Here is a 16,533-nt window from a genome sequence, read left to right on the forward strand (position 1 = left end):
AATAAATCGCCTTGAATAAAGATAAACCTCTATGGTTACGCTTGGTTTTTAAACTAAACTGTTTAGTTTGCACTTGGTGACAGCTTCGCCAGCTCTTCCCCGTATAGCAGCTTCTCGGCGAATTTGTGCCAGTTTTAAAGCTGCTTCCACCCGTATCAGCAGTTCACGTGTTGAGAAAGGCTTAATCAGGTAATCATCCGCTCCTGCTGCCAATCCTTCAATGCGCGATTCTTCCCCTGCACGGGCAGAAAGTAGAATGATCGGCAGTTCTCGCGTCTGGGGGTTAGATCGCAGTTCCCGCAGTAGCCCAAAGCCATCTAACCGCGGCATCATCACATCTGTCAACACCAAATCAGGAATATGTTGACTGACAGCAGCGATCGCTTCTATGCCATCAGCAACGGCTTGGACTTGATAGCGTTGCTCCAGCAAGCGCTTGGCATAGTCACGCATATCAGCATTATCATCAACCAGCAGGATACGGGCACAGGGAGTAGAGGGAGTAGAAGGGGCAGAGGAAGCAGAGGAAGCGGAGGGGGCAAAAGATAAGATTTCTTCTCCATCTCTTCCTATTGGTAGCCAACGCCACGCTTCTTCAATATAAGCAGATGCTCCCATTGCTGTAGATGCTAAGGTGCGCGAGGTACCAATGTGCTCACTAGGTAAATGGGCAAATCCAGTAGGGATGACGACCCGAAAGCAACTACCTTGACCTAATTCGCTGGTGATATGAACAGTACCACCATGCAATTTCACTAACTCCTGCACCAAGGACAGGCCAATGCCTGAACCTTCAAAACTGCGACCCTGTGCTTCTTTGACTCGGTGAAACCTTTCAAATAAATGAGGGATTTCGTTGGAGGAAATGCCAATACCTGTATCCGCAACAGTTAATTCAATGCGATCGGCAACATCCTGCAAGCGAACTGTAATCTGACCAGCAAATGTAAACTTAAATGCATTAGATAACAAATTGAAGACAATTTTTTCCCACATTTCCCGATCAACGTAGACCGGAGCCGATAATGGAGCGCATTCCACAACCAAAGACAACCCAGCACGTTCAATCAAGGAGCGAAAGGTGCTGGCAAGTTCGGCTGTCCATTTTGATAAATCCGTTGGCTGATAAACTGCTTGAATGCGTCCGGCTTCAATGCGCGAGAAATCTAGTAGAGTATTGACCAGTTTGAGCAATCTTAAGCCGTTCCGCTGTACAATTTCCATGCGATCGCGTTGGCTAGGAGGTAAGGGAGCCTCTGTATCACTTAGCGCATCCTCTAGTGGAGCCAGCATCAAGGTTAGCGGTGTGCGAAACTCATGGGAGACATTGCTGAAGAAAACGGTTTTAGCGCGATCAATCTCTGCCAGTGCTTCTGCCCGCTTGCTTTCGGCTTCATAAGCACGGGCTTTTGATAAGCCGTTGGTAACTGCATCGCCCAGCATCTTGTAGAATTGGCGGTAAGGCTGATCGAGCGGTCGCCGAGAGCTGACTCCAGCCACCAGCAATACCATTGGGTGTTCTGCACCTGGCAAGCGAATCGGTAACACCAATGCAGTTTGCGGCGACTCCGGATAGGGGCCGCAAGACAATTCACCCCACCGATCCTGCAAGCCATCAACCTGTAGCGAATGCGGCGATCGCACTACATCCGCCAACGGCCACATCGTTAGCGACGCAGCATCTAAATTTACTAACGTTGGGCTGGTGATCGTATCTTTTGGTAAACCGACACTTTCTACTAGCCGCGCCTGCTTGGCATCAGAATCAACCAAATAGATCAGCACAAAAGGCAAGTCGAGATCGTGCTGAGCTAGTGTCTGGGCTACTGCGGCGATCGCTGCGGACACAGTTTTAGTATCCGTCGTTTGGTCAGATAAATCCCGTAATACCTGAAGTCGCCGTTCCGCCAGAGTTTGCTGAGTCAACTCGATCACAGGATGGAACAGTCCACCGACACCACCTGTTTCGTCGCGGATCGGACTAAAGGAAAACGTAAAAAATGTCTCCTCCATATAACCGTTGCGATCAAGAAAAATCCGCTGATTTTCCAGGTAGGAAGCCTCCCCTTCACAAGCACGGTTAAATGCTTCGCCAATGGCTGGCCATGCTGAAGCCCAACATTCTCGGAAATCTTGCCCCATAGAGTGGGGATGTTTCTTGCCACAGATGGGCCAGTAGCCGTCATTGTAAATCTGGATATAGTTCGGCCCCCAGGAAATAGAGATGGGGAAATTAGAAGCAAGGCAAAGGCTGACAGTTGTTCGTAAGCTTTGAGGCCAAGAAGCGATCGCCCCTAGTGGTGTCTTCGACCAGTCGATTGAGCGAATCAGCTTGCCCATCTCTCCACCACCGATAAGCCAGTCCATAGAGGCTGCTTCCTGATTACCCATCATGAATTTTCCTGCTATCAAAAATGCCTTGAAGAATTACTAACTCGTAATTTTTAATTAAGAAACTGCGCCATTTAAAAAACTATCAAATAAAGGCAAATTATAAGTTACTTTTAAATTTTTCAGTTCAAATTTAATTATTAATTTTTAAATTAAGATACGGGGTGAAAGTCGATAAACTTTTCTTATAGGTATCTTACTGCATAGCAGCCTAACTGGATGCCTAAGCCAGGTGGCAGCGATGCTCTGCTTTCTTGTTTATATAAAAATCAATGCCTAGTTTGGCTTATTTTAGGCAATGTTATGAGAACAAGCAAATTTCAACTAAATGGTGTACGTTTGCACTTGATGTCAGCTAGGCTATACCTGCCCCTACTAGCTCGATGCGGACACCACCATCTAATGGTAAGTGTTATGCAGGTGTGACAATTTCATCTAAACCTCCTTTAGTAGCGGAAATATCACCAATTACTTCTTCCAAACTGTCGGTGAGATAATGTTAGCTTCCTTGTCATCTAAATAGAAATCGTAAACAGGTTCTCCTGATAAAGAGCAGCGTAGCGGCTCAATAATTTTAGTGAATGGATTCCAAACTGCTGTTACAGTTCGTTTTGCTTTCTTCCTTTGCAATTCACATTGAATATGTACTGTAGGTAAATGAATAATCATGGCACTGTGCAACCAAGCTTCCACACTCATTGCGTAACGCTCTTGGATATCTAACAATTTTCTTTCTAACTCTCTATTAGTGGCTTCAATTCGTGCTAGTTCCTTATCTTTATCATCACCCTCCAAATGTTTTGACACAATCTTGTTGCGAATTTCTGAGCTTATTGTATTGTAATAAGCCTTGAGTCTGTCTTCATCTCTAGCTCTTGCTCTTGTTAATTTAGCCTGCCAATTTTCTAGAGATGTTCCAATCAATATTGCACTTTGATGTTCGATTAACTTCAACAATTCATCAAAAGGGATAAATAATGGTGTTTCTTGATTATCAACAGAAATTCTGTCAGACTTCCAGAACAAAGCATCACCGATTTCTACTGGTGTCACTCCTGTTAGTTCATTGATAATAAACGACACTAAACCAATTCTTTTTTCATCTGCATTCGCTGTGTAAGCCACATTACACAGAATGTAACGAGTGATTTCTGGTTTAGCTTCTACAAAACGAATTAAACCATTTTGCACTACGAATCTCTCTGAGATGGTCTTTTCAAACCCTGTAGTTTTTAAATAGCCATCAAATTTCACACCCAAGGCACTAATCAGTCCTTTAGTAGCTAATAGGTCTGATAATTTATTTAATACTTCTGAATGATAGGTAACAAAAACACTTTGAGGTACATCAACTTTAGTTGTAAATGTAACTTCTTCGGGGAGGGAAAGAAGGGATGCTATATTTTCAGTTAATAACGCATTTAAAATGTGTTCACTAGCAGGTTCTGCTATTCCGTCATGGAGAGAAACAATTTTTTCTAAGGTAGCAATAATCGGGTCGGAAATCATATCTAATTAAATAAATCTCTCAAGCTTCAAAATCTTCGCCAAAAATCTGTTCATCCAGTTCTTGAGTTTGCTGATATTGGTTTTTGGCTTTCAACAAATTATCTGCCAATTGGTCAAAGGCTGTATCTAATTCGGGTTTGACCTGATGTTTAAGCCAGATATCCATGACAATTTCACTAAAGTCAAATTCATCATCCACATTCCCTAAAATTGTTTCAATCTCTCCAACCACCAGTTCAAACATATTAATTTTGTCGTGCAATATCCGCAGAATATATTCTTCGATACTACCCTTGAGACAAAAATTAAAAATAAACACATCTTGGGTTTGTCCGATGCGGTGAATACGACCAATGCGCTGTTCTATCTTCATTGGGTTCCAAGGCAGGTCATAATTAACAATCGCATTGGCAAACTGAATGTTACGTCCTTCGCCGCCTGTTTCAGATGCCAGCAGTACAGAAACATTATCTCGAAAGGCGGCTATGGCCTCATCTTTCTGTTTAAGGGACATCCCACCCTGAAATTCCGCAAAGGGGATATTTGCAGCTTCCAGAGTTTTAGCCAAATAAGTGCTAGTTGCTTTATGGGTTGTGAAAACCAAGGTTTTCTGGCGAGATTTTGACAGCATATCTACCAATGCTTTTGCTTTCTCGACCTGCTTTACTTGGGCAGCTCGTCTTGCTAAAGACTTGAGTTCTTCATCGGGTAAGCGAAGAGTCAGTTGCTTGAGGGAGTCAGCCAAAGCACCGGGGGATGAACCAGCACGCATCAGCAAATTGGTACGGGAGAGTCTATCAAGCTTGGACTCTTCTTTCCGCAAATACTCGCTCAAGTCCTGGTAAAGTTTTTCCTCGCCTGCTGCCGGGGTAACGGTAATTGTGGTGGCGAAGCGCTTGGGCAGTTTGACATCTACTAGAGCGCGGGTATTTCGTACCATGACTTCCCGCATCAGAGAGCGTAACTTTTCTGGATTTTTAGGGACTCGTCCATTTCTCGAATCGACATATTCTTTTTTAAAAGCAGCTTCTGTTTGTAGTAGTCCCGGTTTGAGGAGAGTTAGCAGATTAAACAATTCCACAAGGGAGTTCTGCACGGGCGTAGCAGTAAGCATGAGGATAAACCGCTTATTCAGGGCATTGACCAGTTTCCAGTTGAGGGTAGTGCGATTTTTCAGGTGGTGGGCTTCATCGACAACAACCAAGTCCCAAGTGCGACTGGTGACGTGGGGATAATGTTTAGCAGACTTAGCCGTGTTTAATGAAGCGATAATTCGCGGATTATCTGCCCAAAAAGATTCTATTGGTTGTTGGGGGTCACGGTTATCTGTGGTGATAGTGGCGATATTAAATTTGTCACTTAACTCTGATTGCCATTGGGAAACTAGGGATGCGGGAGTTAACACTAGGAGGGACTGTACCATACCCCTAGCCAAGTATTCGGCTATGATTAATCCAGCTTCAATGGTTTTGCCCAATCCTACTTCATCCGCTAGTAATGCCCGTCCCCCCAGTTGTCTGAGGACTTTTCGGGCTGTTTCAATCTGATACCAATATTTATCAATAGCAGTGAGGGTGGGCAGGCAAATTAGCTGATCGTAATCTGCCATTACCGAGAGGTTGAACAGGTCAAGACGCGCCTCGTAAAAGTTAATTGGGTCATATTTACCGACTTGAAGGGCTTCTAAGGCAGTGGAAGAATTAAATTTAAATGTATAGTTTTTCTCCATAATGCGCCCTTACTAGCTACTTTTGACCACTTCCCGCACACCTAAAAGATACCATTATTATCCAGGGGTGCTAAAAGGCACTCACCTTTAAACTTCAGAGAGAGTGGAAGCTGCATACCTTTAGGGCGCTTGTTTTTTACTCAAAAAGTTTAAGTATCGCTACTAGTTCACACATTTATTTATCGACAATTTCGCTAGTTATTGTTTGCAAAATATCGTTGACATCTTGTGAAGTCTTAGAACTAATTCCGATGGACTCTAGATTTTCAATAGCTGTCTGATATTCTTCTGGAGATTGGTACTGTTCCTCAAAATAATGTTCATCTTTATACCCATAAATAATCAGATTTGAACCAATTTTCTTAAAAAATTGCTCAGATGGTATCAAGAGTTTTCTACTCTGAAAAGAGCCTTCAAGATAACCATAAAAGTAGCTGATAAAATAGTTGATTTCTTGACGAGAAAATTCTAGTTCAAAAGGTTCACGCAGTATTTGATGATCGTAACCTTCTACATCGCTCTCTAAAACTCTGTAGAAGCTGAAGTAGAGTGTACCGCGATTATCATAGATATCTATCAAATAGAAAAATTTCCCTTGTACTTTTTCCAAAATCATTAATACGGGAAAAGAAAAAGAACCTTTCCAATCATCAATCCAATCACTGCTTTCGCCAAACAAGTCTGTTAAAGCCACAAAAATTTCAGCTAGATTGAGTTTATTTTTGTTCTCACGTTCTGAAAGATAAAAGTGCATATAAAACATATGATCATCTCTAATAGGAAGGCTCTTTTGCCTAAGCCTCCTAAATTCAGCATCATCCAAACGCCAAAGTTCGTATTTAATATCTTTCCGTTTGAGTTCAACTTTCTTACGCTCTTTAATTTGCTTAACTACTTGTCTCATATGATTGAATTGAATTCATAACAATACTTAGTATTAATGTACTATATTGGTAAGTTAGCAAATAAAAAGCCATGAGATACTACACTGGTAAAGTTTGCCAGGAGGTCGCTACTGTTGCTGTATGGGTTGATGGCTGGTGATTTCTCGGTACGTGCAAGCTGTTGAACAGGGAGCAACAGGTCTTCAAGATGCTGCACGATAAAACATTGTTAATTCAAAGGCATAGGAATAGTTGACTTGACTGACTCGCGCTCGTGTAATTGATTAAACCAATTTCCTAAGTTAGGATACTGCAAAACCCAATCTTCATTTAAGCGAAAGTTATAGTACCCCACGGAACATAATGCTGCCACATCCGCTGCTGTCCATGTGTCATCACCTAATAAGTATTGAGACTGGGCTAATTGTTGCTCGAAAATTGCTAAAAGGCGATTAATTGACGTTTCTAATTTTGTCCGATAACGAGTCGGGGCTAAATCATTGGTCAAATTTAGTACCCATAAGTTGATAATATTATCACCTAAATTATCTGCTAATTCTTCCCATTTTCGACACTCAAGCCGTTTTCGAGGATTACTTGGGTAAAAACTAGGTTGTGGATAAGTTTGATCCAAATACTCCGCAATTAATGTAGAATCCCAAATAACTGTACCATCTTCTTCTACAAACACCGGTACTTTACCAATAGGAGAAATTTTTAGAAATTCAGGAGGTTTATTGAAAAGATTAACTTCTTTGAGTTCGCAATCTAAAATTTTCTCTGTTAACAATATGCGAATTTTTCGAGAAAAGTTTGATTGTTGATGATAATACAATATTCTATTCATAGATATTTCCATCTTAAGCTCTGTTATAGAGAGAGTCTCCAATAAGAAAATTACTTTTATTTCACATCTAAACGTCCGGCGGGACAATCAACTACTAGGTAATTATAATCCTTGGGTTGCTTAGAGATTTCTTGAAATAGTTCGTCTTTCTGATGAATCACTTTGAAAGAATCAAAAAGGCGATCTCTGAAAAGTTTAGCTTTCTTTAATGCAGTAATACAATTGGATTAAGCACAAGGGAAAATCCAACCGATACAGTAAAAGAAAGCATAACCCAGAAGAGAACACCAGCTGTGAAGAAAGAATGACACAGATAACAGCAATCACAGAAACGATTACCAGTTTGAGTGAAGCAGAAAACCGCTTTGGTTTAGTTCGCATTGAATCAGAACAATTTTTTCCAGAGTGGTCTAGCGAATTGCCCGAAATTACGGAAGCAGAAAAAACCGCCTTGGATGTACTACGGCGTAGATATCTTTACCACCGTGGCGAGGGTGATTTGTTAGAAGGAACAGTCATGTTGCTTGTGGTGTCGCCATTGTTAGGACTGTCTGGATTTTACGACCCTCCTTTCAGGATTAAAGCAGAATCATCTGTGGATTTGGTACTGGATGATGACGAGGAAGTGCTGCGTGGTCGAATTGATGTTTTGGTGCTACAAAATCGGTTGTGGGTGATGGTGTTAGAGTCCAAAAAAACCACGCTTTCGATTTGGTCGGCTGTACCGCAAGCTCTAGCTTATTTGATGGCTAACCCTCAACCCGATAAACCTGTGTTTGGTATGGTAACAAATGGGGACGATGTTTTATTTATCAAAGTGAAGCGAGAAGCCGACAGACAACAATATGACTTGTCACGGGTCTTTGCTCTGTTTACATCTGCCAAAGAACTGTACAACATTTTGCAAATTCTTAAGCGTATTGGTCAGGTAATCTGTGATCTCTCATAGTCTGCCGCAAGTTTCGGTTTCACCATGTAGCCGAATGTGTTCAACCAACCGCTTGGTTTCACCGCCTGCTAATTCTAGTTCCCTGAGATTGCCCACCAAAACAAATAATTCCTTTGCTCTACTAACGGCAGTATTTAGTAAATTGGGTTTGCGGTTGAGAAACCAAAAACTATGCTCTTGGTGACACTGGTAAGGAGAAAAGATAATAGCTGCTTTTTCTCCACCCTGGAAGGTGTGAACTGTGCCAATATCATCCCAAGAAAAGTTTCGCCACCGATTAGATAGCCGATACCTCAGCGCGTTAGCTTGCTGCAAAAACGGCGACATTACACCAATTGTCTTTGAGTTGTCATCCGAGCCAATAGAATAGCCATGCTTAAGCAAGGACGTTATAACAGTTTCTACAGCATTGATTTCTTCTGGATTGGTGTTATGGGTGTGGCTTCCCTCGACGTGGTAAGCCAGTAGATGTGGTTCTGTTGCAGTCTGGCGATGATCTGAAAGGATTTGCAGACCACCAGGATAGTTAGGGCTGCAAAACTGAATAATATCCGGGGTGCAACGGTAATGATTAGAGAGAATAATGCCATTGCCTAAGTCTCCTTCCGTACCATTAACACCAGCTGCTCGATGATAAGCAGTAGCTGTGTATTTGGCAGTGGGGGCATAGCGATAGTAGTCTTCATTCCCCATGCCTACATCTAGAAAGGCAGTTCTCAGATATTGTTTAATGGTATCGTCGCAAAGGTTAACTATTGGCTCAATTTGTTGGGGGTCGCCAGCTACTACTGCTTTTTGCGATCGCACTAGCAAAGGAAATAATTGATGTACAAGAGTTGTCCCTGCTTCATCCACCAGTGCCTGCTTTACGATATTGGGATGAAGAATTGGCAGCATATTACGTATTGATTGCAGGCTGGAGCTAATCACAGGGAAAATCAAACTCAAGTCACGGTAGATGGCATCACTCTCAGTTTCCAGTTTGAGCAGAGCCTGTCCATCGCCCATCAATACGCTGCCATAAGTTTCTAATGCTCTCATCACGCTATCCTTGCGCCGGAGAGTTTCTTGCAACAGAAACGCCCAGGCGCGTTGAAATAGTTCTAGCTGCAATGAGTGGTGGTTATGGTAAAAACGATTGTAGAAATCCCCTTGTGGGTAACTATCAAGTTGTGTTTGAATTTGTTGATGTCTGAAAAGTTTTAACTCTAGTTCCTTATTGAAAACCGTTATTTGGCTTTGAATTTCAGTTACTTCTCGGTTAAGACTCTGCCATTGCTTTTTGAACTCCAGTTTTTGGTTAACAGAGGTCAATGCTGTGATTAAACTGGAGCGGTCAAGAGGCATTTGAAATGGATGGGCTGTAGCCAAAGTATTTAAAACAGCAGGGTTAATTCGATTTGCCAGACGTTTAAAAATTAGCTTATCGGTAGTCACACTAAGCCAGTCTAAGGCGCGTTTTGTGATGGAGTCAGACTCTTTTGGTAGTTCGCGTTCTGCCTGGAATAAAGCTTCTTTTATTTGCTGGTAGGCATCAAGGGGAAAATTTGCATAATCCGATAAACTCGATAGCTGTTCAGTTAGGGTTTGTAACTGGGAAGACTTAGCAGCAATCTCGTTATTGAGAGATTGGATTTCTACATCCAATTGCGATCGCCGTTCGACATCGGTAACTTGTTGCTTTGCATCAAAGTAGTTTTGCTCTGTTAGTCGCTGAATTTCGCTTTCTGTTTGCAGTAGTTCTTTTTTGGCTTGTTGCCAAGCAGATTGATCAAATTCAGCATGACGCAGCCAATCTTGGGTTGATTGCAGTTTAGGTAGGGTTTCCTTACGGATATTAGTTTGGTTGCCGCCAGGAAGATAAAACTGTTGAGCAGAAGAATTGATAGTCAGTCGTTGTTGGAATTTTTTAACGGTGCTGTTATTAGTGCCAACAAAGAATATTAAATTATTTGCATCATCTTCACCGTGAACAAGTCGTAAAGCCCGCTCCACTATTTGCTGTGCTATGAGGTGCAGAAACACTTCTGTTTTTCCAGTCCCCGGTGGGCCACAAACAGCAGTTAGTAAATTCTCCTGGGCGTGTTTGAGGACGGACGCTTGAAATTCATCAGGAGCGTGGGATGGGAAAGCTCCCCAGAACATCACCTCATGTGTGGGTGATTGTGGCTGACCCCAGAGGTACTGCATCGCTGGGTGAATTCCCGTTAGCCATTCACTCAAAGAGCCTGGTTGTTGCAGTTGCTTGAGGATTTCTTGCAGGTCAAGCTTCAGCAGGGCGTTATAGGGCGTAAAATCGCAACGCAGCAAGTAAGGTTGCCGACAAGTTTTATATTTTCCATCAGGCAAGTCTACAAGTTCAAGAAAGTCTCGAAGCGTTGGGAAGCTCCCCTTAAATGTGTCTTCTAGAAATTTCAAAATTCCTGACGAAACAATCAGGGATTCAGCTTGCTCTTCTTCTAAAGAGTACAGCCGCATTAAATTAACAACCACTGGCTGAAACTCGTATTCGGTCAAGTCCCAGCCTGTTTTGCGATAATTACCTTTGAGAATGGGTGAAATATCAATGGTGAATAAAGGCAGGTATTTCAGCTTTTGCTCTTTTCCCTTGCCTTGGATTATATAGATTTGTGGGAAAGCAACAGCCATCTGAACATCATTTTTGTTACCTCTTTTAGCTGCTTGTTGCTGTTGCTGGAATCTTGTAAAGACTTCGCTATCTAAGAGTAACTTGTTATTAACAAGCTGCACTCCCTTATCTACTACCTTTGAATAAATATCTGAAGAACGCTCGACCTCTGCTTGAGTCAGTTCTTCTAACCTGATGTAGCTTAACCAAGCTTGTACTATCTGGATAAGTTTTTCTGACTTTAGCATGGAAATACTTATGGGAGCGACTGTACTAACTGGCACTCTTACCTAACTTAATCTTTTTTCTCGTTTGTCGCCAACATCCCGGAGTAGTAAACAGTTTTTCACAAAATTTTTAATAATTATATATAGTTGAGCATAATGTTATGGGCGACAAATCCTTGCTCAATCATCACCAGAATCTTCAAATAGAGACTCTAAATCTCTATAACCGCTAACTACACGTAAAATTTCAATTCCGCTATCTGTAACTCGGTAAAGAATGATGTAACCATCTAAGGGGACACCTCGCAAATAATCCTTAATATCTGCATAACTGCGTCCCATGTTGGGGAAATTAGCAAGATATCTACATTTTTTATTAAACTCATCAACAAAACGCTCTCCTGCATCAATATTACGAGTCGTAAAATAATCAATAATTGCTTCTAAATCCTGATTTGCCTCTGGGGAGATAATGTGCCGCTTCATGATTGATTTTCTCTGGCTTGACGCAGTTTCTCCCGCAGTCGCTCAACTACAACTTCCCCGTCAACACCTTCGCCTCTATCTAAGGACTGGGCAGCAACTTCCACTTGATGACGGGTTTCTTCAACCCAATTTTGATAACCCTTTTCCCACTTATCTAACAGTTTCAATGCTTTACTAATAACTTCTTCTGGATTTTCATATTTACCTCTGGCAATTTGTGTTTGAATAAATTGCTCATCTTCGGGCTTGAGTTGAATATTCATGATTTTGGCCTATTGTGGATTCACTGGATTACCCTTTATTATGACAATCTTAAACGTCCCGTCTACGTCCTAAGCCATCATTTTCAATAGAGAGAACGAGAAAGTCAGTAATTGACTCTCGTTTTTTTTGATGACGCTTTGGCTATCACTTCAGGAAAGATGTTCCCTGCAAGAGAAAAAAACAGAGAAACGGGAGCAGTAATAACTTTCCTCATTCAACATTTGTCAATGCCTCTAGTTGTGCAAGTAATTTTTCTATTTGCTTGCGCTTCTTCGGGTCTGACCAAATACTCGACTTTCTTAGCTTGGTGGTTGCAGCATTAAAACGTTCTTTGTAATTGTTAGACTCGGTGTTGGGGGTAGAGGCTGGGCTTTTCTTTTCACTGATGCGTTGTTTGATTTCGCTTAAAGACCAATTGTTAGCAATAGCTTGTTCTAAAAAGTCAACACGCTCTGAAGTATCCTTAATCTGGGCGATGGCTTTGGCTTTAGTGTACTCTAGTGAGCCTTGTCTTAGTGCGTCAAGGATGTCTTCTGGGAGGTTAAGCAAGGGGAGGCGGTTATTAGCAAATGATTCCCAAGTCATTAAACCTAAGCCTTCAAATACTTCCTCAACAATTTTGAGGTCGGGATTTACTGGATTGACTGGGTTTGAGCCATGCTGTTCATTGCTTCCATCTTTTCCAATAACGTTATTGGAAGTTTCCTCGGCATCCAATTCCTGTTTGACAATAACATTATTGTCAGAATCTAATTTCGCGTCTTCATCTTTGACAACATCATCCTGTTCAGCATTATCTGAGGCTGATTCCTGTTTTCCAATAACGTTATTGGAAGAATTAGCCGCTTCTTTGCGTTCGTGTTGCAAGCGGCGCAGTAAAGGCGGTATCTCCTCAACGCTGCGACCGAGTTTGAGAGCTAGCAATTGCAGAATACCTTCAGTTTCTTCGACTGGGTTAAGGTCTTCCCGAAGTAAGTTTTCTATCAGTGCCAGTTGAAAAGCTGCTTTATCGTCTAATTCTCTGATGACAACGGGAACTTCTTTGAAACCAATTTCTTGGGCTGCGCGATAGCGACGTTCTCCTGCTACTAGTTCGTGTTTTTCTGCATCAAGGGGGCGTACTAAAAGCGGTTGCAGGATGCCATGCTGTTTTATGGATTCGGTTAACTGCTTTAATGCTTCCGGGTCAAAGTAACGGCGTGGTTGTGTCGGTGGCAGAATAATCTGCTCTAATGGCATGGATTGGGGAGAACCAGCATTAAGTACGCCTGTAGTGTCCCAAGGGACTTCTATTTTGCTTTTGAGAGGTTGACTGGCTTTGGTGCGTCTCATTTTAATGCTTCCAAACTAACGGCTATTTTTTTCAAGATGGCAATAGATGGGTGCTTAGGGTCGTAAACCGCCAGGGGCATTCGTTCTTCTGAAGCATCAACAAAAGCAGTGGAGCGAGGAATGGGTGGGAATATTGTTCCAGCGTTCGCTAGTTGTTCGGTGATAGCTGCTAAGGTACGAGTGTCCTGAGAATTACGGGCATCGTATTTTGTGGGTACAAACCCGGCTAGAAGTAGTTTACGGTTGGGTTTATTGCGGACGGTAGCAACAGTTTTTAATAGTTCGCCTGTACCTTCAAAAGCTTTGAAATGGGTTTCTAGAGGCACAAGAACATGAGTTGCAGCTACAAGGGAGATGTAAGAGAGTAGCCCTAAACTGGGAGGGCAATCTATTAATATGAAATCGTAATTGTCTTCAATTGGCTCAATGGCTTCTCTCAGGCGGAAGTCGCGCATGGAAGCATTAACCAATTGCATTTCTGCCGTACTCAGAGAGATATTGGCAGGGGCTAAATCCATACCATGAATTCCCTCATGAATTGGCAGGGGTTGTTCATCCACAATGGCATTGTTGACAGTTTGCTCTATCTCTCTTGGAGCCAAGCCCATAAAAATCGTTAAGCTGGCTTGCGGGTCTATATCGATGAGCAAGACGCGATGCCCCAATTGTGCTATTTGGTAGCCCAGGTTTTGGGTAAGGGTGGTTTTGGCAACACCTCCCGCCTGATTAAAAACTGCGATGATTCGGCTCATAAGTGAGTTTGTTTACCTGCACCATTACAACTTAAGATAACGGTGATATGTCAATAGGCATTGTTTATTTTTGTTCGTGGCTGCTATTTTATTGAAAAATGGATCAAATAAGTTATAGCAGATCAAATTAGACAAGGACGCTGGCATCAAGGAGGATGGTGTTTGATGATTTCGTTCCCTAAAGTCGATAAACTTCCAGAGCTAACCTTGAGCGAAATCCAGCAGTATTTAGAAAGTGGGCTTTTCCGGGGAATTGGGAAAAAAACTGCCCAAACTCTTGTAGAACACTTTGGCTATGAAACTTTATTGGTAATAGATACCGCTCCAGAAAAGCTTCTTGCAGTTCCTAGACTTGGGAAATCTCGAATCGATAAAATTACCAAAGCTTGGTCAGAGAGTAAAGCCAATCCGATAAGAGGAGCTATTGCCCAACTTTTGGCTGTGAGAACATCATTGAGGTTAACTTTAAAGATTTGTGACTATTACGGACACCAAACCTCATCGGTACTCAAAAGCGACCCTTACAAATTAATTGATGACATTGAGGGCATCGGTTTTAAAACTGCTGATGAATTGGCGATATCTTTGGGCATCCCCCTTGCAAGTGAAACTCGTTACTCTAAAGGTCTACTCCATGTCTTGAAAGAAGCATTGAGTGAAGGCAATTGTTTTCTGCCTGAATCCCATTTGCTGGCGCGAGCGGTATCTTTACTCCAGCGTCAAGAGCATACACCCGATTATAAATCTTTGAGTAATATTCTTGGTCAGTTAGTTGAGAACCAAACTTTAGTTTATGGCGAGGTTGCCAATAGTGTTTATCAAAGAGCCGCCTACCGCGCTGAACTGTCTGTAGCGTTAAAAATTCAAACTTTAGTTAACCGACCAACTTACTCAACGGAACATCTAGAACACTGGTTAGCCCATTTTGAAGGGGCTGAACATAAGGAACTCTCACGCTTGAGTGATGAACAGATCAGTGCCTTGTTCATGGCAGTTAAACATCCTATTAGTATAATTACAGGCGGCCCTGGGCGCGGTAAAACCCATGTGCTAAAAACTTTGGTGCAATGGTTGGCATCCATTAGGGCAACTATAGCTCTAGCAGCCCCGACCGGAAAGGCAGCGAACCGGATGAAAGACGCAACGGGAATGGAAGCCAGTACTATTCACCGTTTACTGCAATGGCAGGGACTAGGGCACGCTTTTCACTATAACGAGAATAATCTTTTAGATATTGATTGGTTAATTGTTGATGAATTCTCAATGGTGGACATATTCTTGTTCAATTCCCTATTGAAAGCTTTACCCGCAAAAACCAAAATTCTGTTAGTAGGAGACTCTGACCAATTACCCAGTGTCGGGGCAGGAATGGTGTTGCGAGACTTGCTGAATTCTGAAATAGTACCGACAACGAGATTACAAACCATTTTTCGACAGCGAGACAAAAGCCCAATTATTTATGCAGCTAGCGACGTAAATTTTGGCACAATCCCCGCACTAGATAAATTTAATCAGGCTAAGTTGTGGATGGATGTGGGGGAGTGCGCCATGTTAGAAGCGCAATCACCAGAAATGACTGCTAAAAGCATTGTTGAGTTAGTCAAATCTATGAAGAAAGAGAATGTAGATTTGAATCAACAAGTGATGGTGTTAGCACCCCAAAAGGAAGGGGCAGCGGGGGTTCACAATCTCAATAAGCTGCTACAGCCTATCTTTAATCCCAAAAATTCCAAGCAGCAAGAAATCGTTTCTGGATCGGTGGTTTACCGAGTCGGGGATAGGGTGATACAACTGAAAAATCGTTATGATACAGTCCCGCCAGTGATGAATGGCGAGACTGGGCGGGTGATTGCTGTAGATGAGCAAAAACAAATGGTGAAGATTGCCTGGGAAGGAGGCGCGATTGTTGACTACTATCCTGGGTACTTTGAACAAATCATGCACTCATTTTGTATAACGTGTCACAAGAGCCAAGGTAGTGAATTTCAGTATGTGATTTTTCCCTTATTAATGTCCAACTACATAATGTTAACCCGTCAACTGCTTTACACTACGATGACTCGCGCTCAAGGGACATTCATCGCGGTTGGGCAACCTGAAGCATTAAAGATTGCTGTGACGACAGATAAACCAGCAAAACGCTTTACTGGGTTAATGGCTCTACTCATCTCACCCATTGATGAACTAACTAAAACATTCTCGAACTTAGGTAAAGTTAAGGGAGTTGCAAGTGCGAAACTATCTAAGGTCACTGTCGCGTCTAGGCTGCGCGAACGCGAACTTACTGCCACGCCTGGACAGATGACAGCTATCGGTACTATAGCCCTACAAATGTATGAGGAAAAATATGGACATCGCCCGTCAAAGCAACTAGAACAAGTGGGCAAGTTTAAGTTTAAGACCTATCACTATGAGACTGCGGCGGTTGAGTTAATTGACTCTGCGATTGATTTGGTGATGAGGGAAGAGTGATATTAGAAACCAAGCGGGTTATACAGAAAAATTCTCATGATACTCATTTAGTTCATTCCTGC

General features: G+C 42.3%; 12 protein-coding genes. 2 read left to right on the forward strand and 10 right to left on the reverse strand.

The annotated features are described in order from the left end of the window. Window positions 1-48: 48 nt before the first annotated feature. The 5 genes from H6G41_RS31245 to H6G41_RS31265 all read right to left on the reverse strand — a co-directional run bounded on the left by H6G41_RS31245 (window position 49) and on the right by H6G41_RS31265 (window position 7,360). Window positions 49-2,367 (reverse strand): ATP-binding protein, encoded by a 2,319-nt coding sequence (locus H6G41_RS31245; RefSeq protein ID WP_190751887.1) that lies wholly within the window; start codon window positions 2,365-2,367, stop codon window positions 49-51. Window positions 2,368-2,859: 492 nt separating this feature from the next. Beyond that, window positions 2,860-3,900, reverse strand: a complete 1,041-nt coding sequence (locus tag H6G41_RS31250) for a hypothetical protein (protein WP_190751889.1) — start codon at window positions 3,898-3,900, stop codon at window positions 2,860-2,862. Window positions 3,901-3,919: 19 nt separating this feature from the next. Continuing rightward, a complete protein-coding gene (locus H6G41_RS31255; protein ID WP_190751891.1) occupies window positions 3,920-5,629 on the reverse strand; it encodes a DEAD/DEAH box helicase in 1,710 nt (569 codons plus the stop codon). Between the two features lie 175 nt (window positions 5,630-5,804). Continuing rightward, window positions 5,805-6,533: a hypothetical protein gene (locus tag H6G41_RS31260; RefSeq protein ID WP_190751894.1), complete on the reverse strand. Its 729-nt coding sequence runs from the start codon at window positions 6,531-6,533 to the stop codon at window positions 5,805-5,807. Between the two features lie 209 nt (window positions 6,534-6,742). Further along, complete coding sequence (locus tag H6G41_RS31265) at window positions 6,743-7,360, reverse strand: glutathione S-transferase family protein (protein WP_190751896.1); 618 nt, start codon at window positions 7,358-7,360, stop codon at window positions 6,743-6,745. A 304-nt stretch (window positions 7,361-7,664) separates the two neighbouring features. On the opposite strand from H6G41_RS31265, the gene H6G41_RS31270 reads away from it, so the two are divergent. After that, on the forward strand, window positions 7,665-8,309 hold the full coding sequence (locus H6G41_RS31270; protein ID WP_190751898.1) for a type I restriction enzyme HsdR N-terminal domain-containing protein: 645 nt from the start codon (window positions 7,665-7,667) through the stop codon (window positions 8,307-8,309). Here the strand turns inward: H6G41_RS31270 and H6G41_RS31275 are convergent. The 5 genes from H6G41_RS31275 to H6G41_RS31295 form a co-directional block, all read right to left on the reverse strand. After that, window positions 8,304-11,186 carry an ATP-binding protein gene (locus H6G41_RS31275; RefSeq protein ID WP_190751900.1) on the reverse strand — a complete coding sequence of 961 codons (2,883 nt, stop codon included), beginning with the start codon at window positions 11,184-11,186 and terminating at the stop codon, window positions 8,304-8,306. The two genes, H6G41_RS31270 and H6G41_RS31275, sit on opposite strands and share 6 nt — an antisense overlap. A 159-nt stretch (window positions 11,187-11,345) precedes the next feature. Beyond that, window positions 11,346-11,651 carry a type II toxin-antitoxin system RelE/ParE family toxin gene (locus tag H6G41_RS31280; RefSeq protein WP_190751902.1) on the reverse strand — a complete coding sequence of 102 codons (306 nt, stop codon included), beginning with the start codon at window positions 11,649-11,651 and terminating at the stop codon, window positions 11,346-11,348. Next, window positions 11,648-11,914 carry a type II toxin-antitoxin system ParD family antitoxin gene (locus H6G41_RS31285; RefSeq protein ID WP_190751904.1) on the reverse strand — a complete coding sequence of 89 codons (267 nt, stop codon included), beginning with the start codon at window positions 11,912-11,914 and terminating at the stop codon, window positions 11,648-11,650. The genes H6G41_RS31280 and H6G41_RS31285 overlap by 4 nt, the downstream gene beginning before the upstream one ends. Window positions 11,915-12,125: 211 nt before the next feature. Then, window positions 12,126-13,247: a ParB/RepB/Spo0J family partition protein gene (locus H6G41_RS31290; protein WP_190751906.1), complete on the reverse strand. Its 1,122-nt coding sequence runs from the start codon at window positions 13,245-13,247 to the stop codon at window positions 12,126-12,128. Then, complete coding sequence (locus H6G41_RS31295; protein ID WP_190751907.1) at window positions 13,244-13,999, reverse strand: ParA family protein; 756 nt, start codon at window positions 13,997-13,999, stop codon at window positions 13,244-13,246. The genes H6G41_RS31290 and H6G41_RS31295 overlap by 4 nt, the downstream gene beginning before the upstream one ends. Window positions 14,000-14,164: 165 nt before the next feature. Between H6G41_RS31295 and H6G41_RS31300 the strand changes: the two genes are divergently transcribed. After that, window positions 14,165-16,471 carry an ATP-dependent RecD-like DNA helicase gene (locus H6G41_RS31300; protein WP_190751908.1) on the forward strand — a complete coding sequence of 769 codons (2,307 nt, stop codon included), beginning with the start codon at window positions 14,165-14,167 and terminating at the stop codon, window positions 16,469-16,471. Window positions 16,472-16,533: the final 62 nt, after the last annotated feature.

The organism is Tolypothrix sp. FACHB-123, from assembly GCF_014697075.1.
Lineage (GTDB): Bacteria > Cyanobacteriota > Cyanobacteriia > Cyanobacteriales > Nostocaceae > Aulosira.